This is a genomic window from Betaproteobacteria bacterium (assembly GCA_016720065.1).
Taxonomy (GTDB): domain Bacteria; phylum Pseudomonadota; class Gammaproteobacteria; order Burkholderiales; family Rhodocyclaceae; genus SSSZ01.
This window is the reverse complement of record JADJXY010000002.1, coordinates 3,083,923-3,109,109: the sequence shown is the minus strand read 5'-3', so window position 1 is coordinate 3,109,109 and position 25,187 is coordinate 3,083,923. Positions and strand designations below refer to the sequence as shown.

The window sequence follows — 25,187 nt, the reverse complement described above, 5'->3', positions numbered from 1 at the left end:
GACATGAGCAAGCTCGAACAACTCCTGACCCAGATCGCGCAAAACAAGCTGGGCATCGAAACCCTGGAAACCCGCCGCTCGGACAGCCTCGATTTCCACGATGTAGCGGTCTGGTGCCTACGCGATGCGCTTGAAGCCGCCTTCAACGCGGGTCTCGAGCAGGGGCGCAATGCCAACCCGTCAGACAAGGCCAACACCTGATTGCGAAGCGAAGACGCCAAGCAAAAAGCGCTTGGCTTCACTTGAGAACAGCGCGTTCATCACATCACCGTCCACCACATCGAAGGAGCAAAACATGACCACCACTCAACTGACCCCTGCCCAGCACGCGATCCTGGCCCACGCGGTTGAACACACCAGCGGCAAGATCGACTGGTTCCCCGACAACATCAAAGGCGGCGCACGCAAGAAGGTCCTCGATGGACTTTTCAACCGCGCACTGATCACCACCGATGGCACCGACTGGCTTGTCGCTGCGGAGGGCTACGACGCCCTGGGCATTCCGCGTCCCGACGTGAACAGGAAGGGCATCGGTCAGTTCGAAGCCAATCTCGACCGGATCATCGCCAACGCTGAAGGCGCGCCTGCGGCCGCGAGCGATCCCGAACTGGAAGCCGCCGTAACCGCCGCCGAAGCAACGTGGGTCAAGCCGCGCACCCGCGAGAACAGCAAGCAGGCCGAAGTGATCCGGATGCTGCAACGCCCCGAGGGCGCAACCATCGGCCAGATCTGCACCGCCACCGGTTGGCAGGCGCACACGGTGCGCGGCACCTTCGCCGGAGCCTTCAAGAAAAAGCTCGGCCTGACCATCGTCTCGGACAAGCCGCAGGGTGGCGAGCGGATCTACCGCATCGCCTGAAAACGAGCACAGCGAGTTTCGGCGAAGCCAAAAAGATGGCGAGAGGAGCCATGAATAGCTTGGCTTCTCTCCCCACCAGCGCGTTCATACAGATGTCGTGATTGACGACGCCAAACCAGGAAAACCGCCATGAGCACCATGACCATCACCATCGAACGCACCCCACGCACTCTGCAGTTCGCAGGCCAAAGCCTCCAGGTCGAAGAGTTGAGCATCCGCCTGCCGTTTGCACGCAAACCTGCCGACCTCGGCGAACTGGGCGGGAGCGACCAGCACAAGGTCTACGTCACCGAGACCAAGGAGCTCACCCCTGCCGAATTCGACGCCTTTGGGCGCAGCCTGCTGGTGTCACGCGACTGGCTGCGTGGCAAGGGTGGCGGCACTGGCGACGGCTACCTCTGCGTCGAGGTCACTGCTCCCGGACGCCCTTACCTCTACGTCAATCCCGAGGGCGGTGATTACGCCCGCTACGTAGCCCGTCTCGGGTAAGCGAAATTGATCGAGAAAGAGGCCAGGAACAGCTTGGCTTCTCAATCGAACAGCGCGTTACTACAGGTGTCGCAACGATCAACCCGGAGAAGACACCATGACCACCAACCAGATACCCGCCACCCAAAACGAAGCCTGGGGTTTTTGGGGCACGATGAACGAACACGCCAGCGCCGCATGGCCCCTGGCCATGAACGCCATTTCGGACGCCACCCACCAGCCCCTCGAATCGGTGCGGACCTTCCTCGACAGTCGCCACGGACGCCACTTTGCCGACGACGTCCAGAACGGCTTGTACCAAGGCCAAGCCTTGCAGGATGCGATCAAGGCCGCCACCCAACGTTGGATGGGCTGGACGATTGGCCGCCAGACCAGCAAGCAGTACGGCATCCCGCGCGGCCTGCCTTACCTGACAGGCTTTGTGATCCACTGCGAAATCTGCGAAGAGATGGCTGCCTGATGAAAACGCCCGCCACCGAACGGGAGCAGGCGCTGCGTTGGCTGATTGCCAACCGGCGTCCAGACGTCTCCATCGAGCAGGCTGTGCGCGTCATGTGCATGGCACTGCCGCGCGATCTCACCACCCTGCAAATCCTGCGGCGCGTCGCTGAGGAAGAAGAGGCCAAGCAGCCTGGCCAGCCATTCAACTGGCGCACAATTCCTGGTCTGCTGCCTCGCGGATAGCCGTCTGGCCGGTGAAGTCCTCCCACCGGCGCACGATCACATCCACGTACTTCGGATCGAGTTCGATCAGCCGCGCGACGCGACCTGACTTTTCGGCCGCAATCAACGTTGTGCCAGATCCACCGAACGGATCAAGCACCACGTTACCCGGGCGGCTCGAATTGCGGATCGCCCGCTCGACCAGCTCCACCGGCTTCATTGTCGGATGCAGATCGTTCTTCTGCGGCTTCTTGATCGCCCACACATCGCCCTGATCGCGGTCACCACACCAGTGGCGTTGCGCACCCTCGGGCCATCCGTACAGGATCGGCTCGTACTGGCGCTGGTAGTCGGCACGGCCCAGCGTGAAGGTGTTCTTGGCCCAGATGATGAACGTCGACCACTTGCCACCGGCGGCGCGAAAGGCGGCCTGCAGCACATCCAGCTCGCTGGATGACATCGCCACATAGATGCCGCCCCGGCAGTTCGCCACGGTGGGCGTCAATGCTGCCAACAGGAAGTCGTAGAAGCCATCGCCCAGGTTGTCGTTGAGGATCGCGCGGTCCTTGCCGCGCATCTTGTCCTTGGCGCTGTTGGCATAGTTCACGTTGTACGGCGGGTCGGTGAAGACCATGTCTGCCATGTCGCCTTGCATCAGCCGGGCATAGCTCTCTGCCACGGTCGAGTCACCGCACAGCAGTCGGTGCTGGCCCATGATCCAGACATCGCCCGGGCGCGATATTGGAATTTCGCCAACCTCCGGTACCGCGTCCTCATCGGTCTGACCCTCGTTGTCCGGCTCTTCGCCCGCGATAAGTTCGGCCAGCGCGTCGGTGTCGAAGCCGGTGATGTCCAGATCGAAACCTTCCAGCTGCAAAGCCTCAAGTTCGATCCGCAACATCGCGTCATCCCAGCCAGCGTTCTCCGCGATGCGGTTGTCTGCGATGACCAAGGCGCGGCGCTGGGTCGGGCTCAGGTGATCCAGTACGACCACGGGCACGATTTCCAGCCCGAGTTTCTGCGCAGCGGCCAAGCGGCCATGCCCAGCGACGATGATGCCGTCACTGCCTGCAAGGATCGGATTGGTGAAGCCAAACTCGGCAATCGATGCGGCGATCTGCGCCACCTGATCATCCGAGTGCGTCCGCGCATTGCGGGCATAGGGCAGCAGTTTGGCTGTCGGCCACTGCTCGATCTTGTCGGCCAGCCAGTTCATGCCGCCACCTCCATTTCGCGTTCAGTGGCGATCTCGTCGAAAGATTGGCCGGTGGCGATCAGCGTGACCGGCACGCCGGGGTGGTTTTGCTGAAAGCGCTTGATGGCCACGTCCACGTACTCCGGCGCAATCTCGACGCTGCGACAAATGCGGCCAGTGCGCTGCGCGGCCAGCATCGTCGTGCCACTGCCGCCGAACGGCTCGAACACGATGTCTCCGGCGTCTGTGTAGGACTCGATGGCGAACTCCGGCAACGCCACCGGGAAGACGGCGGGGTGATCAATGTCCTGACCGATCTTGCCCTTGTGGCGCATCACACGAATCACTGAGTCGGGGATTCGGGTGTCCTGCGTCGGCTGACCCTTGTGCGTCCAGCCGCCGACCTCGCCATCCTTACCGCGCATCGCCGTGGACGACCCGTCAGCGCGCAGGTGCGATTCCTGGCCTGCGTGCTTGCAAGGAACAATCTTGTTGGGTTTGCGGGTGCTGCGATTGAAGTGGAAAACAAACTCGAAGCTGGGAGCCAATCGGCCCTGCCAGTCGCCGGGCATGCCTGGCCCCTGATCCCAGACGTACCACGCGAAGCGCCGCCACCCTTGCTGACGCATCCAGGACAGCCAGCCGTCCCAATAGGGGATGACTTCGTTGTCGCGGTGGATCAGCCCAAGATTGACCAGCACCTGTCCGTCGCCCGCCATCGGCAGATGTGCGAACACACCGCGCATCAGGACATCCCAATCGGCAATGCCGCCGGAGGTGTAGTCGCGCTGGTTGCCATACGGCGGCGAGGTGAAGCAAAGCTGCGCGGTGTCACCCTGCATCAGCGTGGCGACCACGGCTGGGTCGGTGGCGTCGCCACAGATCAACCGGTGCGAGCCGATGGCCCAGACATCGCCCTCGCGCGACACCGCCACCACTGGTTTGTCAGGTACGTCATCAGTCGTATCGGGTTCGTCGGCATCTGCATCATCTTGCGCCGCAGGTTCTGCTTCGGTGGGCGTGGCATCTGCCAGCAGCGCATCGATCTCGATGTTCTCGAAGCCGGTCAGCGCCAGTTCGAAACCCGCTTCGGAAAGCTCCGCCAGTTCGAGCGCCAACACCTCCTCATCCCAGCCAGCGTCAAGCGCCAGCCGGTTGTCGGCGATGACCAAGGCGCGCTTTTGCGCGGTGGTGAGATGGGCCAGTTCGATCACCGGCACCTGATCCAGCCCCAGCTTGCGTGCAGCAGCCAAACGACCGTGGCCCGCGATGATGCCGTTGTCGCCATCAACCAGAACCGGGTTCGTCCAGCCATATTCGACGATGCTGGCGGCGATCTTGGTGATCTGCGCATCGGAATGTGTGCGCGGATTGCGGGCGTAGGGAATCAGCGCCTCGACCTTGCGGTACTCGACGTTGAGCGTATTCAAAGAGGGTGTCCTGAAAATAGAAAACCCGCCGACGACAACCGTGGGCGGGTTTTGGGGTTGGTGCGAACTGACGGGGTGCGAACTGCGAACCGTGCGAACCTTGGTTCGCACCCTGACGCTAAAAAAGCGCCGCGCTCGCGCCCCCCGCATTGGTTTTTGGCCAGGAAGGACCCGTTGATTTCTGGGCTGCTTCCTCTGCCGTCACCTCTGTCCAGACGATAGATGAATACTACGCAAGATCAGGTCGTTTTGTTGCAGGGGCAAAAACCGCTGATTGCCGCGTGATGGAGCACATCTCCGACCATACGCGCCAAATCACGCCAAAACCCTACGCGATCACCACACCATTGAGTTGATCTGCGACCGTCTGCAATGCCCGCTGCCAATGCCGCCATGCCGTCGTGCGGTCGCAGGCAAAGCGGATCGTGATGTCCCGCCAGCCATAGCGCTTCGCGCGCATCCATACGAGATGACGTTGCTCAACTGTGAGCCACTGCACCCAGCGCATGACCTCCAGCATTCGCTCAATCGCGTCTGGACTCGGCGGAAAGGATCGGTACACCCTCTCGTCCGCTGCAAAGGTCTCCCATTCGCTCCGGACAATGGCGGGCCAGCAGTTGAAGTATCCCTGTACTCGAACAGGAGGCAACCGTCGACTGGTGCTTGCGGCCTCTTCAAACCGAGCAGCAACGTCATCGATAGTCCACTTAGTCATTGCGTCGCCCTCCGTAGAGTCGGTCACCGATGCGTCGCACGATCTCGCGCTCGATGAAGTCCAGACGTTCGTCGGACGCGTTGACCACCAGGATGTGTTGGTCACGCCAGCCACGTTCCTTGATCGCATCCAGATCCGTGGCCTGAGGCTGCAGACGACCCAGGGGGCAGCGGTATTGGGGTGTCGGCACCTTCATGTCACACCTCCTGCGTCTCGACAGCCCAGTGCAGCAAGGCCAGGGCGTCGGCTTCGTTGTCGTCGACTGGGGTGTGACCACGCAGGCGGACGGACGCGATCATGTCGTCCTTGCCCGCATTGCCCTTGCCGGTCGCGTGCTTCTTGATCGTGCCGACTGGAACACCCTGGTAAGGGATGTTGTGATGCTCACACCACGCGGTCAGGTGTCCCATGAAGCCACCGTAGGCGTGCGCCGCATCAACGCCAGCGTGCCGTCGAACCTCCTCGAAGAACACCGCGTTGATGTGGTTGCTGGCCGAGAGCAATTCGTTGAGCCAGCGCTTGAAACGGAGGAAACGCATACCGCCCCCTTCAAATCGCTGCGGCTTGAAGTGCTCCGTGCCGCTGGTGATAGTGCCGTCCAGGTGCTGCAAAGCCCACCCGGTGTGTGTGCCCAGATCAAGGGCCAAGATTGTCGTGTTCATCGTCTTTACTCCGTGTTGGGTGGGCGAGTGACGGATGCGACGGGTTCTTTGGAAAACAGCCCTTACGTGCGCGCACGCGTAGCGCGTCAATCAGGAAACCCGTCAAATCCGTCACTCGCCCGGATTGCTCAGTCATCTCGGTAGGGGTAGCCATGGCTGTACGGCTTGGGCCTGAGGGCTATGCCCGTGATCCCACGTGCGCCCCCGGTCAGCCGACACTTCTCGAACTTGCGGGCCGCCATCAGTTCGGAGAAGCGCTTGACCGAGCCCACGTACTCACCCGCGCGCTCGGCCCATTCACGCCAGTCGGCGAACAATTCGGAAACGCCTTCGCGGTGGGTCTTGGCCAGCAGGCAACGCTCTTCGATCCACTGCCCGAGCGCGTCCTCGGCCTCGAAATACTCCTCAGTCGCCGACACCACACTGGCGGGTGGCTTCAGTCCGTGGCGTTGCCAAAGGCTGCAGCCCTCGACCGCCCACGCCAGAATGCCGTCCCGTTCCTTGAGCAGCTTTTCCGTCAGCCTGCCGTCACGCCGTTCGGGCGGGATCGTCACCGTGAACGGGATCAGGTGCAGTCGCCGCTTCATCGCCTCATCCACGTTGCGGATCGATGGCTTGTGGTTGCCTGCGATCACCAACTTGAACTGCGGTACGTACTCGAAGAAGTCCTGGCGCATGAAACGCGCAGACACCTTGTCGCCACCGGTGATGGCCTTGACCTTGGATTCGTTCCAACGCCGACCCTGTTCGGTTTCGATGGATGACACAAAGCGTGCGCCGCGCAGGCCCGCCAGATCGGTCGGATGCCGGTCGGTGCGCGCCTCCATGAACGTGTCCATCGGCGCGTTGGCCGCGTAGTCGCCCAAGATGGTGGTCAAGACGTTGACGAACACCGACTTGCCGTTCGCGCCGGTCCCGTACAGGAAGAACAGCGCGTGCTCGCTGGTCACGCCCGTCAGGCAGTAGCCGACCATCAGTTGCAGATAGGCAATCAGTTCGGCGTCGCCGCCTGTGACATCGGCCAGGAATGCGCGCCACGTCGGACTGTCGCCCTGCGGTGTGGCCGTGGTCACCTTGGTCATCCGGTCATCGCGCCGGTGCGGTCGCATGCGGCCCGTGCGCAGATCAACCACACCGCCTGGTGTGTTGAGCGCCCAGACGTCGGCATCCCACTCCTCGGCGGTGGACGCGTGCTTGGGATCGGAGCGTGCGATTTTCTCGACGGACGAGATCGTGGCGGAGCTGGCCAGCTTGCCTGTGAGCCGAGGGCTGTCCGCCTTGAGTGACGCCATCCGGCAGATACCGCGCGCCAGATGAGACACATAGAGCACCTGATCCGGATTCCAGCGCACGCCGGTCCAGACCAGCCATTTGCCCCAAAGCGCGCAGTAGCGCCAGTCCTCGCCATAGCGGCGTGTGAAGGCCGAGGACAAGCCGTCCTCCGTAGTCCAGTCGACACCGGTCAGCAGATCCGCTGGTGGCGTCTCCTCGACCGACCGCATCACCGGCATCCGCTCGCCGACGGCGAGGAAGCCCCTCACATCGAAGCCGTCCGGAATGGCGTCAGCCGCATCCCATCCTTCCGGCTTGTCATCGGGTGGCACCAGGATGGCGACCGTGGTCGCACCCGCGTTCAGGATTGCTTGCGATGCACGGTCAGCGTAATCCCAGCCTGGCGCGTCCCGGTCAGGCCAGATCAGCACGGATTTGCCCGCCAGCGGCGACCAGTCGGTCTTATCGACGGGAGCGTTTGCGCCATGCATGGCCGTGGTTGCCACCACGCCGATGGCGATCAGGGCCTGCGCACACTTCTCGCCCTCGACCAGCACAACGTGACCAGCGGCCGCCAGCCCCGGCTGGTTGTACAGCGGGCGCGGATCGGGCGGAGTCATCTTGCGCCGCTTGGCATCCCACGGCCGGAACTCCTTCTTGCGCCCGGGTGGGTCGTAGCGGTACACGACCGCAATCAGTTTGCCGGTGGCATCGAAGTAGTCCCACTTGGCCGTGGCCGGGCCGAGATCATCAACCGGAGCTTCCTTCTTGGCGCGGCGTACCGGCACTGATCGCGAACGACCGAGCAGATCAGCTGCCTCGTCGAGCACCCGGGGAAAGTCGGTGTGGACGTTGGCCCCGAGGTAGGCGGCGATCAAGGCAAAGATGTCACCGCCATCGCCCGTGGCACGATCCGTCCAGAGACCAGCCTTGTCGCCTTCGAGTACCACCTCAAGGCTGTCGCCCGGGCTGCCCAGGATGTCCCCGATCAGAAACTTGCCACGACGCTTCTTTCCTGCCGGAAACATCGTGGTCAGGACTGATTCCATCCGTGCGATCAGTTCAGTGCGAATCTCGTCCCGCTCGCTGTCATTGACGTTGCGCCGGCCCGTTTCTCCCGGTGGTGATGTGTCATTGAAATCAAGCATCGGCACCACCCTCGTGTGACGTCTGCTGCGCAGCGATCCAGGCTTCCAGCTCGTTGGGTTTGAAGCGAATCAGTTTGCCGACGCGGTAATGCGGAATGCGACGCTCCTGTCGCTCCTTGGCTTGAGAGAGCCAATACGACGGCAGATTGAACATCAGTGCAGCCTGGCGCACGTCGATCAGCTGCTCGCCCAGTACGTGATTCAAATTCGAGGTATTCATGCTTGTGTCCTCCAGCAGCGGTCTTGCCACGCGCACATCCGGCATTCAAAGTGGGTCGAGTCATGGAAGGCGCGCGGCAGGAGCTCTCCCGCCTCGGTCGCCGTGATGACCTTGACCGCCCGATCCGACATGCGTTGGGCCAGTGCTGCGTCAAAGGGCACGAGCTCGGTGTAGATCTCCATCGTGTCGGCGTTGAGTGCCGTGAAGATCGCCGGGTGCTCGTGCAGTTCGAGATAGGCTTGGTAGATCGCCACTTGCGCGGCGTAGACGGGCTTGGAGAGAGTCAGGCCCTTCTTGTCCAGATCGCTCCAGGACTTGTTGCCGAGACACTTACATTCCCAGAGCGCGGGATAGGCGAAGCCCTCGGGGCCGCCGACGATGACGCCGTCGATGTGGCCCTGCAGGCGGCCATCGGCCACCGAGAAACCGAACTGCTCGCCGTCGGCCTTGCGGGTGCGCAGGTCAAAGCCCGCGTCCCGGAGCCACGCGACCATGCAGTCCTCCATGACGTGACCGCGTTCGAAGATCCGCAGCATTCGGCCCGGGGTGTCACGCCCGTGGTCGATGGGTGCCTTGGCGTACTCGAACTGCAGCGCTCGCTCGCAGGCCACGCCGAGACGTGAGGCCCCGAGGTACTGGCGCTCGGACTGGCGGGCGCGAGCCTGTTGCAGGCCCGTGTCCACCAGGGTGGTGACCTGACCCGAGATGCTCGATGAGGAGTTGAAGTCGATCATGGCTTCTTCCCCTTCGGCTCTTCCCAGGGCAGGTCGTCCTCCAGATCCGCGAACGGGTTGGCCAGAGGGTCGGGCGCAGGCGTCATGCCGCGTACCGGTGGGTACTTGCTCGCCTCGTGGTGCGCGACCATTGCCTCGGTGTAGCAAGTGACGATGGCGTCGATCACTTGCAGCGCCTCGGCTTCGGAGTAGTCGCCCAGCGGCTTGGTGAATCCAATCTCGCCCGCAGCCTCGCCGAAGGCCTTGAGGCACTTCTTCATCGCGGCCAGTTCGACATCAGATGGATCGATCATGGCGACCCCCGTACTGTCGACGCGACCTTCCTTGACCCGCAGCCAGTTGCCGTACAGCGCATGAAACGCGTTTTGGCAGCGTTGTGAGCAGAACACCCAGTCGATGGGATAGCGCCGGGGATGGCCGACACCGTGACGGTTGTCGGTGTGGCCGAATCCCCGGGCCTGTCGTTTGCAGACCCAGCATTTCATCGGTCTCCCTCACTGCGCCCACGACGGCTTGCCGGTCACGGGTGCGCGTTGCGGAGCCGGAGCCTGATACGCAGGCGCAGCCGCCTGCGCCGGAGCAGCGGAATGTCCACTGCCTGGAGCCTTGGGCGGCACGCCCATCAGTTTTGCGTAGTCGGGGTGATCAGGCTCGACCGCGATCTTGACCACGTTCCGGTCTTGGCCCTTGCCATCCTTCTCAATGTCCACGCGCGCCAGAAACTCCAGGCCATCCAGTTCATGAAAACCCTGGATGCGGCGCGCGGCGGCGGCCTGCGGGCTGTTGTCCTGGGGATGAACGTTGCGGGCGCTGTTGAGCGCGGCGCGGATGAGACTGCGCCCCATCTGACCCCAGGTCGGCCCCTTCTTGGAGTGCAGGCCGATGTTGCTCCACATCTTGCGCTTGGCATGGTCGCCAGCCGTGACGACAAACTCAGCGGCGAGGTAGATGGAGCCGGTCTCGAAGGACTCGGTGGCGTAGCCGCCGCCCCAGCCTTGTCCCGGATCGTCATAGCCACCGGGCTTGATGGTCATGCGCACTGGCACGACAGCGCCCTTGGGGATCAGGTCAAAGCCCGACTGTTGGGGATCGGCATCTTGGAAATCAAAATAGTTGGACGACATGGCGATTACTCCTTGGATTCGGTGGTGTTTGCTGTAGTGGGGGTGCCGGTGCTACCGGGCATGGGCAATGGCGACTGGCCTGCGCACTTGGCGATCAGTGCACCGAGATGCGGCGGCTCCAGCAGGTCGAGGCGACCGCTGCGGTCTTTGGCCGGGAAACCGTAGGGATTGACGGTGTGCGTGACGAAGGCGCGGTAGGTGCTGCCGTCCTCGGCCTTGATCTCGGCCAGCGTCACGACCTCGTCGACGATGCCGGGCAGCTCCAGGCTGGTTTTGCTGCCTTCGATCTGCGGCACGAACACCTTGCGGTTGTAGTCATCGAGACGTTCGTCGAGGATGGCGACGAACACCACGTTCTTGCCGCGTGCGTGCTGCAGATGAGTCAGTGCGCCGATCATTTCCTGGCCAAGCAGGCCATAGGCGGCGCGCAGATCGGGTTTGCCGCTACGGTCGCTGGTGGCACCAGGTTGCGTCTTGCACCATGCGAAGCACTGCCGGGACAGCTGCGTGATCGAGTCGAGAAAGAAGGTCTGGTAGCGGTCGAGCTGCGTCGGGCTGCCAAATTTCTCGATGACGTGGTCGTAATGCGCCTGCGAGAACGCGCTCTCCGGCGGCAGTGACTTGTCCGGGCCTGCGAGGAACACGAAAAAGTCGCGGCTTTCCGGCCACGAGGCCGGGCGGATGGTGTCGCCCGGCCAGTCGGCCACGGCGAGATCACCCGCCTCGATGTCGAGGAACAAGGTGGTGGCAGGGTCGAGGTCTTTGAGCCGGGTGGTCTTGCCGATGCCGGATTTGCCCAGCATCAGCAACTTCACACCCTTGCGCTCGGCCAAGCGCTGCTGCGCGGAAATGATCGGGAGGGACATCACGCCACCTCCTTCAGTTGTTCCGCGACCGCCGGATTCCAGAGGATCTGGTAGCCGCTGTGGCCGTTGCGCGAGTACGGCATGGCTTCGGCCCATGCCTCACCGGCCTCGGTCAGTTCCCACTCGTCCCGGTCGTTGCGGAACTGAAGGCCGCCGGATGCCAGCAACTGGTTCGTGGCCTTGGCTGAGCGACTCAGCAATTTGCCGAGCTGTGTGGCGTTGAGCGAGCAGATCGGCTCGTTGGCGGCAGGCAAAGCGCGTCGCAGCACTTCCGTGGTCAGGCCGGTGTTTTCCTGAATGCAGGTCAACGTGGCAGCCATTGCAATGCCGGTCTTGACGCCCGGTACCTTGGCGACCGCTTCGCCGATCAGCAGGATGGCGGTGACGCGATCTTGGGTCGGCGCGGGCAAGGCAGCCATCGTGGTGGCGGCGGAATACGCGCCTGTCTTGCGGATTGCAGGCAGCACTTCACCGGTGATCCAGCGCTTGAAACGTTTGGCTGCATCCTTGGTGCTGCCGAGGATCAGGGCGTAAAGGCCTGACTCGTTGACGTGGTTGGCACGCTGTGTGCGCCCGAGGCTATCGATGACCTCCAATTTCTGGAGATCATCGGCGTCGACATGGGACTTGATCGCCTGAGACGGATTGCCCATCTCCAGGGCGTCGCAGACATCGGTGGCGTTAAACCACGGCAGCCCGAGTTCATCGATCTGGACGCGCACGGCATGCGCTTCGAACTGGAAGGGAATGATCGCGCTCATGATCAGCCCTCCCACGACACGTCGGCGATACGGTCGACTCCACGCGCGGCACGTTTGCGCACCTCGGTGTGGAGTTCTTCCAGCGCGGTGCGGCGGCGACCGAGCGCCAGCGATTCCGCGTTGGCTGTCTGGATGGCAAAAGCCAGCTCGTCCACAGTGGCGACATCGAGCGGGACAACGACATACTGACCGTCCGCGCGGCGATACCGGATTTCGTCAGGGAGGTGTTCGCCGTAGATGGACGGCAGCTGTTGACGCAGCGAGGCGATGAGATTGGTGCTCATGGTCATTACTCCGAATCGATGGAAAGGGTGAAAGACGGCTTGCCGGAATCCACAGTGCGAGCGGCGGCGAACTGCTGTTGCAAAGCAGGCGGCCAGTTCGTGAAGCGGGATTCGGAGACGGACAACTTGATGTCGAGGTAACCCTCGACCTTCTCGCCTGAGGCGACGATGCGTTCAGCGATCTCAGCCAGTTGCTTCTGATCCCAGCTGACCCTCTTGGGTAGCTCGAACTTCAGGTGCAGCGGGCCATCGCTGAGGTGTGCGGTGCCGAAGTCCCGGCCGGACTCGCGCAGCGCGGTGCGTGCCTGCTCGCCGTAGCACTGATCCAGTGCCGCATCGAACTTGGTGCGCGCCTTCTTCAGCCAGTCGATGGCTGCATCGAGGTTCTTGTCGATCTCGTGTTTCTGCGCGGGCGGCAATGCGGCCAGTTGGCTGACCGACATCTCAGCGATGTCGGCAGGGAAGATGGTGATGTCATTCATCGCATCTCTCCTCAAACCGCCGCGCGTTCGGATGTCGAGTCGTGCAGCGCTTCGCGCTCAAACTCGAGGATCGCGTCGACCGGGTAGCCGACACGCTTGGACAGCTTCAGGTAGCGTGGACCGCGACCCTCACTGCGCCAGCGCTGCAAAGTCTTGGGGCTCACGCCCCAGCGTTGCGCGAGCTCGTTTTCGTTGAGCACGCGGCGATCACCGGGTGACATGGTGTTGATCGCCTGCTGTGGCGACCGGGGGATACCGCTGGTTGGTGTCTGCATGGAATGCTCCTGTGACGTTGTTGAGTAACAGGTGTCATTCCAAACTTCGGGTGGCGAACCTTTAAGGGACGCAATGGCGAACCACGACGGAACTCCAGGTTCGCCAATGGCCCAGTGCAGAAAAGCAAACGGCGAGCACATGGCTCGCCGTCATCGGGTGTGTCTGGAAGCAGATCAGGCGTGGGAGAAACCGAGCAATCGACGCTGCGCAGCCCAATCGCGCGGCAGTTGCTCTTGGCGGCCACGCAAGGTGTGCAGATTCAGGTGGCGTGGCTGACGTCCTTCGAATATCGCCTCCACGATATCGGGGGCCAACATGGTCATGCGCAAGACCTCGGCAGCCCAGCCCGGTTCCACTTTGAAGGCGTGCGCCAAGTCCGTTGTCGTGGAGTAGGTGCCATCGTCGATCAAGCGCTTCCAGTAGAAGGCCTTGCCCAGCGTTTTGATCATCGGCACATCGAAGCCACCGATTCGGTCCGCGATCTCGGGGGCTGGCGGTATCAGCAGCTTCCGGTTCTGGCGGCGCTTGATCGTCAGTGGCACCAAGGTGACCCGCTGCCCCTCGCTGACATAACTTCGCGCCTCGGATCCAATCTCGATGCGGACGGCGCGCTGGCGCTGGTGGGTCGTGGCATTCATGCCAAAGCCTCCTCGACACGCTCTTGGGACTCTTCGATCAAGGGATGCGTGCTGATGTCCGCACCGAATCCGATCCAACCGTCCTCCCGCCAAACGATATCCAGGCCGTGCCCGTGTAGTTGCACGCGTTCGATCAACAGCCGTGTGATCCGTTGCTGCTCGGCGGGGAACAGTTGCGACCACACGTCACCGATGCGCTGCATGGCGACCACCACCTGTGCCTCGTCCAGCGTCGACCCCGCCGGATGCTGCTGGCAGGATCTCCACACTGCGATCAGCATTTGCGGCGATGAGAGCGCAGCATGGATTTGCGCCAACACGGCATCTTCGATCTCGGCGGCTGGCAGGTGGCCCACGTCCGGAGTATGTGGAGCCAGGCTGGCACCGGCGTTGCGCCGCTTGTGCAGGTAAGGCACGTAGTAGCGGTACTGCCGACCATTTTTCTTTTTGACGAAGGAGTGCAACATGCGTTGGCCATCCGGTGCAAACAGAAGTCCCGCCAGCAGTGCCGGATGCTTGGCTCGGTGTTCGCGCGGAGCCTGCTTTCGCCTCTCAATGAAGGCGTGTGCCGCGTCCCACAATTCTTGAGAAATGATGGGGTCGTGCTGGGCCGAGTACCAAGTCTCGTGATTGCAGATTTCACCGAGGTAAATGCGGTTACGCAGCAAGGTAAAGAGGTACTGCTGATCGATGCTGCGCCCCAATCGCTCCCGGCCGGACTGGGTGACCCATGCCTTGGTGGTATGCCCTTCGATATCCAGTTCGCGGACGAGTCGCGCAGCCGAGCCATGCTCGGCGTAGCGGCGGAAGATGTCACGCACCAGCGCAGCTTCACGGTCGTTGATAACGAGCTTGCGTTCGACCACGTCGTATCCGAGGGGCGGGACTCCGCCCATCCACATGCCTTTGGCCTTGCTGGCGGCGATCTTGTCGCGGATGCGTTCGCCGGTGACTTCGCGTTCGAACTGCGCGAATGACAAAAGAATGTTGAGCGTCAATCGCCCCATCGATGTGGTGGTGTTGAACTGCTGCGTGACCGCGACAAAGGAGACGCCGTTGCGGTCGAACACATCGACCAGCTTTGCGAAGTCCGGCAGGCTGCGCGTGAGGCGGTCGATTTTGTAGACGACCACGGTATCGATCTTCCCCGCCTCGATGTCGATCATCAGTCGGCGCAACCCGGGCCGTTCCATGTTGCCGCCAGAGTAGCCGCCGTCGTCGTATCCGTCGTCGACGGCTATCCAGCCTTCATGCCGTTGGCTTGCAATGAAGGCCAAGCCTGCATCACGCTGTGCCTCGAGGCTGTTGTATTCCTGATCGAGGCCTTCGTCAGTGGATTTGCGGGTGTAGACGGCGCAGCGCTTCTTTGGCGTGACTGCGGGAATCTGGTTTCGACGCACAGAGCTCATGCTGCCCCCTTCTTCGAAGCTGGTGCCTTCAAACCAAAGAACACCGGGCCTGACCAATGGCTGCCTGTGATGCGCTTGGCCACAGCGGACAGGCTCTTGAAGCGTTGCCCCTGGTATTCGAAATCATTCGATCCGCGCACCAGCACACGATGTTCAATGTCGTCGTAGATGCGTGTCAGGACGGTACCGGGCAGTAGGCGTTGGCTATCGCCGCGCAGTTGCTTGGGCAAGATGCCGGTTTCGCCAACCTCCTCAATCTTCTTGCGCAGTGACGGTTTCAAACCGCCAAACGCACGCTCTTGCATCCGGTAGGCCAGGCGACTTTCCAACCAGACCCGATGGTGGTGATTCGGCCGCTCCTCAAAATGGTCGTCCCAGAGAGCCCAAAGATCATCCATCGAAAGATGGGGAATAGCCGCGACGCGGGCGGCGACTGATGCGGGCGTGGGTGAGGTTGCGTGTGCTGTCATGGGCGAACTCCGTTGTTGTGATCGGGGTTCGCATTCACGCGCTGTTGGCCGGGGAAGCCAAGGCAAACGTGCTCGCTGTTTTGGGGGATGTCGCGCGATTGGCGGACACGAAGGCGCAGCAGCGCGGCAGCCAAGAGATCAGCGATTTCTTGATGCCCGTGCCGTGGCCGTTCAGGTGATGTGCAAATGGAGATAGGTTCGATTTCTGTCATGGCAAGCGTTCCGATGGAAAACGCTGCTCATGCTAGAAACCAAGGGCACTTCGCGTAACGTGATTTAGCGGGAGTGCGCGGGTCTTGCACTATGTCTTTTTGGGCCGGTACCAAGCCGCTCGCTGGCTATTCACTTCGCGATACCGGAGCTCGAAAAGGCGGGATTCGTGCACGACCTGCCGCCAACTGCTGCACCCATACTTGGCGGGCAGTTGATCGGGATGCCTTTCTGCAATCCATCGTCCAGCAGTAGCGACCGGCGTCCACTCGTCGACAGCCAACTGATCTGCTGCTTCACGCAATGCGCGAACAATTCCGGCTGCGGGCCAATCCACCGAGCCATCCGGCGCTATGCCGTTGATCACCAGATCGCGGAAGGCATCGGACTGGGCAAACTCCGCCGCCAGACGACGGGCCTGATCCATGTGCTCCGCCCAGCCTCGCAGTTGCTCAAAGTGTTGATCGACGCGACTGTAGGCCGCCACCAAGGACTCTTGCGCACCACGGCATCCGTCCAGACTCCAAAGGTCGTGCTGGTCGATAAAGTGGTGCACCAGGTTGTTCCGCAACAGAACCAGTTCCTTCAGATCGTTTTGCGTCGTATCGAAATCCGCGGCAGACATCCGCAAGCTCATCTTCATCTTGAACGAGATGATGTTGTCGGGCGCATCTGGTTCGGCGACCTCGTCTTGGTCGCCGCTGGTGACATACGTTCCGAGCAGCGTGCCAACCAACGTACCCAGAGTCTTGTTTGCGGCATCCGCAATGCGCTCCGCCTGGTTTGATTCGAGGGGTGATCCTGACGCGGAGATTTCGTGGTGGGCCACGATGGCCTTCATCAGTTGCTCGTACTGCTGCAGACGCAAGAGACAACGACCCAGCATTCGCTGCACCTCGCGTTGTAAGGTCTGCAGTTCTTCATCTATGGGTTGGATCGGCAAGCCTGTCATCGAGGGACTCACCGTACTGGCAATTGCCCGTTCGAGACGAACTGATCGAAGCTGTCAAAGCTCTCGCCGTCTTGCCAAGACCGATCCCATGACCGTGGTTCAGCACTTTCCAGTAGCAGAAGGGTCAGGACGCGATCTCCTGTGGTGTAGCTGTGCTTGAACTCGCGCAACTTCATGTGTGGTGCCTCCTCCGGGCACCAGATCGCGGCAGACATCTCCGTGCCATCCCACTCCTGCTCAACGGTGGAATCAGCAGCCAGGGTGCCGGGTAATGGTTCCTGCGGATCGTCAGTGCGCCGAATGCGGGCGCGCGTCTTGACCGCGCTGCTGCTGCGCCATTCGTACTTCACGAAACCGTTGTCCCAATAGACAAGGATTGCTCGCTGCGTGGTGAATTTGATGAACCGAATACACAGCGCCTCGAACGACACCTGGAACCGTTTGGCAAGGGCGCTCAGGACATGCAAGTCGATGCGCTGGTTTGAGATCCACTCGCGCAGCAAGTCGCCAGGCATCAGCAGGTTGCTGGCAAAGTCGTCCGCCTCACGTTCGATGACACGGATAGTGTCCGCGCCGGAGTACACGCTTTCCTTGTCGCAGTTGAAACTTTGCCGCTGATCACGGTGAAGGATGAAGTGGCCCAGTTCGTGAGCGATGGTGAAACGCTGGCGCTCGGGGTTTGCCTTGCCGTTATAGAAGATGCCCCACTCTGCGGTGTCCTGTGGGTTGCGCACCAGCATGCCTTCGCAGCTATTGATGTCCAGCACCATCGGGGCCTTGATCTCCCGCACCCCTTTGCCGTAAGGCGTCTCTGGAAGCATTTGCCGGACGACTTCCAGATCCACGGCATCTGGCATGCCGTCGGCGTGCCAGGCCCGCAACCATCTCAAGACGGTGCTGGCCGCGATGGAACCGGTGAGGGGCTGGGATACGCTCAATTGTCAGACCGCCTTAGCTCTTGTCAGGGAACATGATTTTGAGGGCCTGACGGTAGCGATCCTTCTCCTCGTCCGTCATTCCAGCGTACTCGCGGAAGAAAGCCACATCTTCTGGACTGGCTTGGGGAACCTGATCGACGGGCTCCCCCATCACATCCTCCATCGTCACGCCCAGCACCTTGGCTATCGCCTGAATTCGCTCGGCAGAAGGGCGCTGGCCGTCCTTCATCTCCAGTTCCCATATGTACGCCTTGGTACAGCCGACAGCGTCGGCGACCTGTTGCAAGGTCAATTTCTTCGCCTCGCGTAAGCGTCGCAGGCGTGCTCCGAACGCTGAAGCCATAGCGATGCTCCTGTAGGGGAAAACAGTCAGTTAACAAAAACAAGACCGCCAGTATAGCCGCGAGATACAAACGAGGTCTAGATGTGCCGATTTGATTGACAAGCGGAAATCTGAGGTTCAGAATCGCGCTTGTATCTCGCTACTTTACTTGTGCGAGGTGCGTGTTCAGTAACCCAGTCGCTGGCCAGTGCAGTCCGTACATCGGTCGCAGACCTTCGACGCCGATCCAGAAAGGACGATCAAGATGAAGAAGACCTTTGTCGACGTGATGCTCGAGCTGCCGGTGGATGCCACGTTGCGCGACTTCCTGACCACCCACAGCCTGCCGGTGCCCCATGGCTTTGCCTGGGATGACACACCTGAGACCAGCCAGTTTCTGGTCGAAGCGGTTAAGGTCTGGCCCGACATTGCTGCCCGCGACCGGATGACAGCCAACCTCATGGCCAGCGTTCAGTTGGGCGATGCGGCAGGCAAGCAGGCGATGTTTGAGGCGGCCGTGGCCGATGGTGCTGCGCTGGCGGGCTTGGCGCTGTGTGCAAGTGACGTCCACCGTTCCTTCTGGCTCTACGTCCACCACCCGGCGCTGTTCGAGCGCGCCTATGACTTCAGCTTTTGGGAACAGCATGGGCAGCAGACGCAGCAATACGACCTTGGCTTGAAACGCCAACCGAACGGGTCGGATGCCAATCTGACAGCGTTGCGTCATGCCATCTCGGCTTTCTACAAGCGCGAACTGCAATGCGGAGACGGCAGCGTGGCGCACTTGGTCGAGCGCAGTCCGGGGGTGTTCCTGTTGTCGGTCCATGTCAAGGACATGGCGATGCTGCGCCTGGAGTTTGAGGGAGCGACCCTGAAGCGCCGGGTCGGCAACCCCAACATTCACATGGTGCTGGAGTACGCCAAGTCCACCGGTGTCGTGCGCACGCTGGTGCGCGGCGGGGCAAAGTATCAGCAAATGCTGGTCGAGGCCTTCGCGGAGCATGTGCTGGGCGTGAAAGCAAGCGCTCACAAGATCAAGTCGCCGACTCTGGATCTGTCGATGCTGCGCACCGGGTTCGATGTGCCGGAGGTCTTTGAGGACGGTTTTTCGATGGTGCAGCTCAAGGCACTCACCCTGCTCAGCCCCGACACGGCGCTGAAGATCGAATGCACGGCGATGCAGTCCAGCCAGCAACGCTCGGTGCACGATTTGCTGAAGGAGAAACTCCCAGGCCCGCTGGAGGGTCAGTGGGCGGTGACAGCGGCACAGGTCAATCTCTATTACCCGCCCGAGCCGGGCAGGACTCGCCCCAAGGTGGTCACCATCGAAGTGACCAGCAAAGGGCGGCTGAACCTGCACAAGTTCGACGCCAAGATGCAGGCGCAACTGGAGGGTTACCTTGTCGCGGTGGGCATCTTGCAGAAGGGCCAGACCCTCAGTGCCCAGGAATTGCCGCCAGAGACCGACGCAGTCAGTTCATCATCGGCCTACGAGGACTGATCAATGGCGACGCACGATGCCTGGGCCTTGGTTTGCCGTCTGTTCGCGGGTGGCACGCCGGTACTGCGTGCCACGCTGTCGCCACGCGAGGTATCTGCTTTGTCTGTGCTCGGCAAAACGGTCAGGCCAGCAGTGCTGGATCAGTCTTTTGTGCTCTGCCCCCACTGCCAGCAGCATCGGGCGCAGGTCTGGAGTGACGGCCGGGGCGGTCGGATCTGCCGTTGCCCGGAGTGTGGCCAGGTGCCGGTCGAGGCAATCGATGGTGCGGCATTGGCCCTGGATGAAGACTGGCTGCGGCAGAAAATGCGCCTCGCGCTCGACATCGAGAGTCGCGACGACGTAGATGATTTGGGCGACGGTGCTTGGCGGCTCGGTAACGCCCGCCGATCTCCGGTCGTGCTGGCCCGAGATCTGACGAGAGTGCTGCATGAGCCGACCTTGCTGGATCGTGTCCGAGTTGCGGGTAGCAACATCCGAGTCATCACTCCCAGGCCGCGCACGACTCGTGGATCGCCATTCGGCTCAGGAGTGGAATGGCTGGCGCTGGAAGAACGATTCACGTTCTATGGCGGCGGGATCTCGTTCATCCCTTCGGCACCGTCTGCAGCGCCAGCAGTGGCCGATCCGGCCGCACCTGTGAACGGGCCATTCTCAGCGGACTTCAAGTGGGCGACGCTGCCGGACGTGCAGGCCACGCCGATCCGGTTCACCGATGGTCAGGCTAAGGTCTTCGAGTCGCTGTGGTCGTTCAAGGGAGTCGAGGTGGACGGAGAAAGGATCATGCAGCGCGCTGGCCAGAAGAGCGACAAGCCGATTGACCTGTTCAAGATCAAGTCGAAGGACAAGGGCAAGCCGGAGCACGAGGCTCGACTGGCGGCCTACGGAGCACTCGTCGTCACGCAGCAACGCGCAGGCTTGTATTCCATGCCTTGCGCGGCGGCAGTGTTGGCGTGACGGACTGCTGCTCCAAGCAAGCCCGACAACGAATGGCAATGGCACGCGCACAAATCATGGTCGCAAAAGGCCATGTGCGTGTGCCACGGCGAAGAAGTTAGCGCCGATTTCGAGAGAAGAGAGGGCGGAACGGAGCGCAACTGGGGATGTTCCTGCCAGACCACAGGACCCCGGTCGCACACGCAGAATGTGCGGGAACCCCGCGTGGCATGCGGGAAGCACAAATGAAAACGCCCAACTGAGAACAGTTGGGCGTTGAATTTTGGTGGCCAGTCGCGGAATCGAACCACGGACACGCGGATTTTCAATCCGCTGCTCTACCAACTGAGCTAACTGGCCGAAGGGAGGCCGAATTATACTCATGCGCTCGGTGCCGGGCAAGCCATGGCAAGCGCGGGGAACGAGGTGTGGCAAAGCTCTGCATCCCTGTCGGCGGGGCGCCCTGGGCTTAACTGCCGACCGGAGGCGACTGCCGGTACAGTTCAGCGAAGTCGTCCGGGGGCGGCATGGGCGCCGGCGGGGGCACCCAGGCGGGGAAGACGACCTTGGCCACACTGCCAACACCGCTGGAGTTGGGGCGCAGGCTGGCGGAGGCATCGTGCTGCAAGGCAATTTCCCGCACGATGGCGAGACCGAGGCCACTGCCTTCGCTTGCCGCGTCGTTGACCCGGTAGAAGCGCTCGAAGACGAGCTCGGCGTCGTCTTCGCTGATCCCGATGCCGTTGTCTTCTATTTCCAGAATGACCCGGCTGGCCTGTGTCTTGACCCGGCAGGTCACCTGGCCCCGGTCGGGGGTGTAGCGGATGGCGTTATCCACCAGATTGGCAGCCAGTTCGCGCAGCATTACCGGATTTCCCATCACCATGGCCTGATCGACGGCTTCGAAGCCCAAATCGATACCCCGTTCCAGGGCGCGACCAACGCTGTCGGCTACCAGGTCGCGCACCAGAAGCGCGAGGTCAACGGGTTCCTGTCCCTTCTGGACCAGTTCGGTGCCTTCGGTGCGGGCCAGCGTCAGGAGCTGATTGACCAGGCGGCTGGCGCGGTCCACGCCGGCGGCGATCTGTCCGAGGGCGTGGCGCAGGGTTTCGGGATCGGTTTCCCGCAGGGCGAACTGGGCCTGGGTTTTCAGGCCGGTGAGGGGCGTACGCAACTGGTGGGAGGCATCGGCGACGAAGCGTTGCTGCACTTCGACGCTGCGGCGCATGCGGTCGAGCATGTCGTTGAAGGCTTCCACCAGGGGTTCGAGTTCCTCGGGCACACGACGGGTGGCAATGGGAGAGAGGTCTTCCGGCGCGCGAGTCTCCAGGGTTTTTCGCAAGCGATTGAGAGGACGCAGCCCCCGGGAAAGCCCGAACCACACCAGAATGACCGCCACGGGGATGATGATGAATTGGGGGAGGATGACGCTGGCGACGATTTTGTTGCCCAATTGGGTGCGTTTTTCCAGGGTTTCGCCCACCTCGATGAGCACCCAACGGTCGCGGGGGGCCTTGGTGTCGGCGAGATAACTGTAGGCAACGCGCAATTCCTCGCCGTTGAACTCCGTATCGCGAAAGAAGATTTCCCCCACCCGGTCGGGTTCGTATTCGAGGGCGTCGGGGACAGGCAACTCGCTGTCGCCCAGGAGGGCCGTACCGTCCTGATTGACGACGTGAAAGTAGACGGTATCCGTCTCGTCGGCGCGCAAGAAGGCCCGGGCCGATCCCGGCAGGTTGATGACGGGTTTGCCGCTGGCGAACTTGATCTGGCGGGCCACGGTCGCAACGTGCTCGCGCAGCCCCTGGTCGTAGGGGAAACTGGCAACGTTGCTGGCGAAATAGTGGGTGATGGCGATGCTGAGGGGCCAGACGAAAAGCAGCGGCGCCAGCATCCAATCCAGGATTTCGCCAAAGAGCGAGCGCTCGCTGTCAGGGCTTGTGCTGGTCGTCCTGGGGCTTTTCAAGACAATATCCCAATCCGCGGACGGTCACGATACGGACCCCGCCGGCCTCCAGTTTCTTGCGCAGGCGATGCACATAGACCTCGATGGCGTTGTGGCTGACCTCCTCGCCCCAACCGCAGAGGTGATCGACCAGTTGATCCTTGCTCACCAGGCGACCCGCCCGGGAGAGGAGAATTTCCAGCAGCCCGACTTCCCGGGCGGACAACTCGACCGCTTGCCCCTTGATCTGGGCGACCCGTCCCACCTGATCGTAACTCAACTCGCCACACTGGATGACCGGCGCCGTGCCGGAGGAGCGCCGCGTCAGCGCCCGCACCCGGGCTTCGAGTTCGGGAAGTTCGAAGGGTTTGGCCATGTAGTCGTCGGCTCCCAGATCCAGACCCTTGACCCGGTCACTGGTGCCGTCCAGGGCCGTAAGGATGAGGACCGGCAACTGCGAATTCCTGGCCCTCAGGCGCCTGAGTACCTCCAGACCGGAGAGGCGCGGCAGGCCGAGATCGAGGATGAGGAGGTCGTAAGTCCCCGTCATCAGGGCACTTTCGGCATCGGTGCCATTGTAGGCGCAGTCGATGGCGTAGCCGTTGCGCCGCAGGGACCGCGCCAAGCCGTCGGAGATGATGGAATCGTCTTCTGCAATCAGAATTCGCATGGGAGGGGGTGCCGGAAATTGAGTTAATAATTATGGCGTAAGATTTGCGTAAGGGTAAGCCGCTATATTAGACCCCGCTGTTCTCCTTTATGGTCTTAGGAGTCTGCGGCTCACCCCGCGACTCAGGGGGTATCTGTTCCTGCACTGGATACCCCCTACCGTTTTTTTCCCCCGCATTCTCAATTCACCGCCCGCCGCGCTTCCGCGTGCCGCGGGATGGCGTTCGTCTGGCTTCCCTTGGGGTGCCAGGGCTTTCTGTCGTCCCTGGCAGGAATTCAAGAAACGAAAAACCCGGGCCGAGGCCCGGGTTTTGTGCTGGCTGCTGAAGCGCGTCAGTGCGCCGAGGCAGACGCGGCACCCAGACCCGTTTCGGACCGCAACTGCTGTGCCGGGAAGAGAGCCCGCTCCTTCTTGGCCTGCTCGGAGTTGTCCAGGATGGACACCAGCCAGATGGTGAAGAAGGCGGCAGTCATGGAGAAGATGGCGGCAGAGTTGTAGGGGAACCAGGCGGAACCCTTGGGGTTCTTCAGCACGGCTTCCCAGACGCTCGCAGATCCGATGGTCAGCGTGACTGCCAGGATGAGACCGACGAAGCCACCGACGACAGCCCCTCTGGTGGTGCAGTTCTTCCACAGCACGGACATGAAGAGCACCGGGAAGTTGCCGGAACAGGCGATGACGAAGGCCAGCATCACCATGTAGGCCACGTTCTCCTTCTCGAAGGCGATACCCAGAACGACGGCCAGAAGACCAAGGCACAGGGTAGTGATCTTGGAGACGCGCAATTCGGCATCGGAGGAGGCCTGACCGCGCTTGAACACGGAGGCGTAGAGGTCGTGGGACACCGCAGAGGCACCGGACAGGGTCAGGCCGGCAACCACGGCGAGGATGGTGGCGAAGGCCACGGCGGAGATGAAGCCGAGGAAGAGGTCGCCGCCTACAGCCTTGGAGAGGTGCACCGCAGCCATGTTGCCGCCGCCCTTCAGACCCAGCTTGCCGGTGGCGTCAGCCACGTAGTAGATGGAATCGGGAGAGGCCACCAGATTGGTGATGGCGCCGAAGCCGATGATGAAGGTCAGGATGTAGAAGTAGCCGATCCAGGTGGTGGCCCAGGCAACGGACTTGCGGGCTTCCTTGGCGTTGGGCACGGTGAAGAAGCGCATCAGGATGTGGGGCAGGCCGGCGGTACCGAACATCAGGGCCATGCCGACGGAGATGGCGGAAACGGGATCCTTGATGAGGGCGCCCGGAGCCATGATGGCATCCTTCTTGGCATGCACCTCGACGGCCTTGGTGAACAGCGCTTCGGGGCTGAAGCCAAACTGCATCAGCACGCTGATGGCCATGAAGGTGGCGCCGCAGAGGAGCATGACGGCCTTGATGATCTGCACCCAGGTGGTGGCGGTCATGCCGCCGAAGAGCACGTACATCATCATGATGGTGCCCACCAGGATTTCGGCGTACATGTATTCGAGGCCGAAGAGCACCTTGATGAGCTGACCGGCACCAACCATCTGGGCGATCATGTAGAAGGCCACGACCACCAGGGAAGAGATGGCGGCAAAGGTGCGCACCGGCGTCTGGGCGAAGCGGTACGAGGCCACGTCGGCGAAGGTGAACTTGCCCAGGTTGCGCAGGCGTTCGGCCATCAGGAAGGTGATGACCGGCCAGCCCACCAGCCAGCCGATGGAGAAGATCAGGCCATCGAAGCCGTTGGCGAAGACCAGGCCGGAAATACCCAGGAAGGACGCGGCGGACATGTAGTCACCGGCGATGGCCAGACCGTTCTGAAAGCCGGTGATGCCGCCCCCGGCGGTGTAGAAGTCAGCCGCCGACTTGGTCTTGGAGGCGGCCCACTTGGTGATCCACAGCGTGCCGGCCACGAAGATGGCGAACATCACGATGGCGGTGACGTTGGTCTCCTGCTTCTGGACCTGACCCAGATCCGGGCCGGCCGCGAGAGCTACCCCGGCGGCGACGAGGGCCGCGAGGCCCGCGAAAATATGTTTGCGATTCATT

Annotated in this window: 32 protein-coding genes and 1 tRNA gene; 7 read left to right on the top strand and 26 right to left on the bottom strand. The window is 62.0% G+C overall.

Annotation, left to right across the window (positions count from 1 at the left end; genetic code table 11):
- The first annotated feature begins 3 nt into the window (after positions 1–3).
- From IPM73_17900 to IPM73_17880, 5 genes are all read left to right on the top strand, one after another.
- The gene (locus tag IPM73_17900) at positions 4–201 is read left to right on the top strand and encodes a hypothetical protein (GenBank protein MBK8919855.1); all 198 of its coding nucleotides are present in this window, start codon (positions 4–6) and stop codon (positions 199–201) included.
- A 94-nt stretch (positions 202–295) separates the two neighbouring features.
- On the top strand, positions 296–859 hold the full coding sequence (locus IPM73_17895; GenBank protein ID MBK8919854.1) for a DUF3489 domain-containing protein: 564 nt from the start codon (positions 296–298) through the stop codon (positions 857–859).
- Between the two features lie 129 nt (positions 860–988).
- Entirely contained in the window at positions 989–1,348 is a 360-nt protein-coding gene (locus tag IPM73_17890; GenBank protein ID MBK8919853.1) for a hypothetical protein, read from the top strand.
- A 97-nt stretch (positions 1,349–1,445) separates the two neighbouring features.
- Positions 1,446–1,808 carry a hypothetical protein gene (locus tag IPM73_17885; GenBank protein MBK8919852.1) on the top strand — a complete coding sequence of 121 codons (363 nt, stop codon included), beginning with the start codon at positions 1,446–1,448 and terminating at the stop codon, positions 1,806–1,808.
- A complete protein-coding gene (locus IPM73_17880) occupies positions 1,808–2,032 on the top strand; it encodes a hypothetical protein (protein ID MBK8919851.1) in 225 nt (74 codons plus the stop codon). Before IPM73_17885 ends, IPM73_17880 begins: the two co-directional genes overlap by 1 nt.
- Here IPM73_17880 and IPM73_17875 read toward each other — a convergent pair.
- The 22 genes from IPM73_17875 to IPM73_17770 all read right to left on the bottom strand — a co-directional run bounded on the left by IPM73_17875 (position 1,992) and on the right by IPM73_17770 (position 18,140).
- Positions 1,992–3,227, bottom strand: coding sequence for a site-specific DNA-methyltransferase (locus IPM73_17875; GenBank protein ID MBK8919850.1), 1,236 nt, complete (start codon positions 3,225–3,227; stop codon positions 1,992–1,994). The genes IPM73_17880 and IPM73_17875 overlap by 41 nt on opposite strands.
- On the bottom strand, positions 3,224–4,636 hold the full coding sequence (locus tag IPM73_17870; protein ID MBK8919849.1) for a site-specific DNA-methyltransferase: 1,413 nt from the start codon (positions 4,634–4,636) through the stop codon (positions 3,224–3,226). Before IPM73_17870 ends, IPM73_17875 begins: the two co-directional genes overlap by 4 nt.
- A gap of 328 nt (positions 4,637–4,964) precedes the next feature.
- The gene (locus IPM73_17865; protein MBK8919848.1) at positions 4,965–5,351 is read right to left on the bottom strand and encodes a helix-turn-helix domain-containing protein; all 387 of its coding nucleotides are present in this window, start codon (positions 5,349–5,351) and stop codon (positions 4,965–4,967) included.
- The gene (locus IPM73_17860; GenBank protein MBK8919847.1) at positions 5,344–5,547 is read right to left on the bottom strand and encodes a hypothetical protein; all 204 of its coding nucleotides are present in this window, start codon (positions 5,545–5,547) and stop codon (positions 5,344–5,346) included. Before IPM73_17860 ends, IPM73_17865 begins: the two co-directional genes overlap by 8 nt.
- A gap of 1 nt (position 5,548) precedes the next feature.
- Positions 5,549–6,013: a hypothetical protein gene (locus IPM73_17855; GenBank protein ID MBK8919846.1), complete on the bottom strand. Its 465-nt coding sequence runs from the start codon at positions 6,011–6,013 to the stop codon at positions 5,549–5,551.
- 128 nt (positions 6,014–6,141) lie between these two features.
- Positions 6,142–8,433, bottom strand: coding sequence for a hypothetical protein (locus IPM73_17850; protein ID MBK8919845.1), 2,292 nt, complete (start codon positions 8,431–8,433; stop codon positions 6,142–6,144).
- The gene (locus IPM73_17845; GenBank protein ID MBK8919844.1) at positions 8,426–8,653 is read right to left on the bottom strand and encodes a helix-turn-helix domain-containing protein; all 228 of its coding nucleotides are present in this window, start codon (positions 8,651–8,653) and stop codon (positions 8,426–8,428) included. Before IPM73_17845 ends, IPM73_17850 begins: the two co-directional genes overlap by 8 nt.
- Positions 8,650–9,387, bottom strand: a complete 738-nt coding sequence (locus IPM73_17840) for a hypothetical protein (protein ID MBK8919843.1) — start codon at positions 9,385–9,387, stop codon at positions 8,650–8,652. The genes IPM73_17845 and IPM73_17840 overlap by 4 nt, the downstream gene beginning before the upstream one ends.
- On the bottom strand, positions 9,384–9,872 hold the full coding sequence (locus IPM73_17835) for a hypothetical protein (protein MBK8919842.1): 489 nt from the start codon (positions 9,870–9,872) through the stop codon (positions 9,384–9,386). The genes IPM73_17840 and IPM73_17835 overlap by 4 nt, the downstream gene beginning before the upstream one ends.
- Before the next feature lie 9 nt (positions 9,873–9,881).
- Positions 9,882–10,511 (bottom strand): hypothetical protein, encoded by a 630-nt coding sequence (locus tag IPM73_17830; GenBank protein ID MBK8919841.1) that lies wholly within the window; start codon positions 10,509–10,511, stop codon positions 9,882–9,884.
- Between the two features lie 5 nt (positions 10,512–10,516).
- Positions 10,517–11,377 (bottom strand): ATP-binding protein, encoded by an 861-nt coding sequence (locus IPM73_17825; protein ID MBK8919840.1) that lies wholly within the window; start codon positions 11,375–11,377, stop codon positions 10,517–10,519.
- A complete protein-coding gene (locus IPM73_17820; protein MBK8919839.1) occupies positions 11,377–12,138 on the bottom strand; it encodes a hypothetical protein in 762 nt (253 codons plus the stop codon). The genes IPM73_17825 and IPM73_17820 overlap by 1 nt, the downstream gene beginning before the upstream one ends.
- A 2-nt stretch (positions 12,139–12,140) precedes the next feature.
- Complete coding sequence (locus IPM73_17815) at positions 12,141–12,422, bottom strand: hypothetical protein (GenBank protein MBK8919838.1); 282 nt, start codon at positions 12,420–12,422, stop codon at positions 12,141–12,143.
- A gap of 5 nt (positions 12,423–12,427) precedes the next feature.
- Positions 12,428–12,904 carry a hypothetical protein gene (locus tag IPM73_17810; GenBank protein ID MBK8919837.1) on the bottom strand — a complete coding sequence of 159 codons (477 nt, stop codon included), beginning with the start codon at positions 12,902–12,904 and terminating at the stop codon, positions 12,428–12,430.
- An 11-nt stretch (positions 12,905–12,915) separates the two neighbouring features.
- Complete coding sequence (locus IPM73_17805) at positions 12,916–13,179, bottom strand: helix-turn-helix domain-containing protein (GenBank protein MBK8919836.1); 264 nt, start codon at positions 13,177–13,179, stop codon at positions 12,916–12,918.
- A gap of 174 nt (positions 13,180–13,353) precedes the next feature.
- The gene (locus tag IPM73_17800) at positions 13,354–13,818 is read right to left on the bottom strand and encodes a hypothetical protein (GenBank protein MBK8919835.1); all 465 of its coding nucleotides are present in this window, start codon (positions 13,816–13,818) and stop codon (positions 13,354–13,356) included.
- On the bottom strand, positions 13,815–15,227 hold the full coding sequence (locus tag IPM73_17795; GenBank protein MBK8919834.1) for a recombinase family protein: 1,413 nt from the start codon (positions 15,225–15,227) through the stop codon (positions 13,815–13,817). Before IPM73_17795 ends, IPM73_17800 begins: the two co-directional genes overlap by 4 nt.
- Positions 15,224–15,697 carry a DUF2924 domain-containing protein gene (locus tag IPM73_17790; protein ID MBK8919833.1) on the bottom strand — a complete coding sequence of 158 codons (474 nt, stop codon included), beginning with the start codon at positions 15,695–15,697 and terminating at the stop codon, positions 15,224–15,226. Before IPM73_17790 ends, IPM73_17795 begins: the two co-directional genes overlap by 4 nt.
- Positions 15,694–15,909, bottom strand: coding sequence for a hypothetical protein (locus tag IPM73_17785; GenBank protein MBK8919832.1), 216 nt, complete (start codon positions 15,907–15,909; stop codon positions 15,694–15,696). The genes IPM73_17790 and IPM73_17785 overlap by 4 nt, the downstream gene beginning before the upstream one ends.
- An 89-nt stretch (positions 15,910–15,998) precedes the next feature.
- Positions 15,999–16,748 carry an OST-HTH/LOTUS domain-containing protein gene (locus IPM73_17780; protein ID MBK8919831.1) on the bottom strand — a complete coding sequence of 250 codons (750 nt, stop codon included), beginning with the start codon at positions 16,746–16,748 and terminating at the stop codon, positions 15,999–16,001.
- Between the two features lie 119 nt (positions 16,749–16,867).
- Positions 16,868–17,716, bottom strand: coding sequence for an ImmA/IrrE family metallo-endopeptidase (locus IPM73_17775; protein MBK8919830.1), 849 nt, complete (start codon positions 17,714–17,716; stop codon positions 16,868–16,870).
- 94 nt (positions 17,717–17,810) lie between these two features.
- Positions 17,811–18,140: a helix-turn-helix transcriptional regulator gene (locus tag IPM73_17770; GenBank protein MBK8919829.1), complete on the bottom strand. Its 330-nt coding sequence runs from the start codon at positions 18,138–18,140 to the stop codon at positions 17,811–17,813.
- 244 nt (positions 18,141–18,384) lie between these two features.
- Between IPM73_17770 and IPM73_17765 the strand changes: the two genes are divergently transcribed.
- Together IPM73_17765 and IPM73_17760 are read left to right on the top strand one after the other, a co-directional pair.
- Positions 18,385–19,620, top strand: a complete 1,236-nt coding sequence (locus IPM73_17765; protein ID MBK8919828.1) for a hypothetical protein — start codon at positions 18,385–18,387, stop codon at positions 19,618–19,620.
- 3 nt (positions 19,621–19,623) lie between these two features.
- A complete protein-coding gene (locus IPM73_17760; GenBank protein ID MBK8919827.1) occupies positions 19,624–20,574 on the top strand; it encodes a hypothetical protein in 951 nt (316 codons plus the stop codon).
- Positions 20,575–20,837: 263 nt separating this feature from the next.
- Here IPM73_17760 and IPM73_17755 read toward each other — a convergent pair.
- The 4 genes from IPM73_17755 to IPM73_17740 all read right to left on the bottom strand — a co-directional run bounded on the left by IPM73_17755 (position 20,838) and on the right by IPM73_17740 (position 25,186).
- Positions 20,838–20,913 (bottom strand) — tRNA-Phe (locus IPM73_17755).
- A gap of 109 nt (positions 20,914–21,022) precedes the next feature.
- Positions 21,023–22,447 (bottom strand): sensor histidine kinase N-terminal domain-containing protein, encoded by a 1,425-nt coding sequence (locus IPM73_17750; protein MBK8919826.1) that lies wholly within the window; start codon positions 22,445–22,447, stop codon positions 21,023–21,025.
- A 37-nt stretch (positions 22,448–22,484) separates the two neighbouring features.
- A complete protein-coding gene (locus tag IPM73_17745; GenBank protein MBK8919825.1) occupies positions 22,485–23,168 on the bottom strand; it encodes a response regulator transcription factor in 684 nt (227 codons plus the stop codon).
- Between the two features lie 332 nt (positions 23,169–23,500).
- Complete coding sequence (locus IPM73_17740; GenBank protein ID MBK8919824.1) at positions 23,501–25,186, bottom strand: cation acetate symporter; 1,686 nt, start codon at positions 25,184–25,186, stop codon at positions 23,501–23,503.
- Position 25,187: the final 1 nt, after the last annotated feature.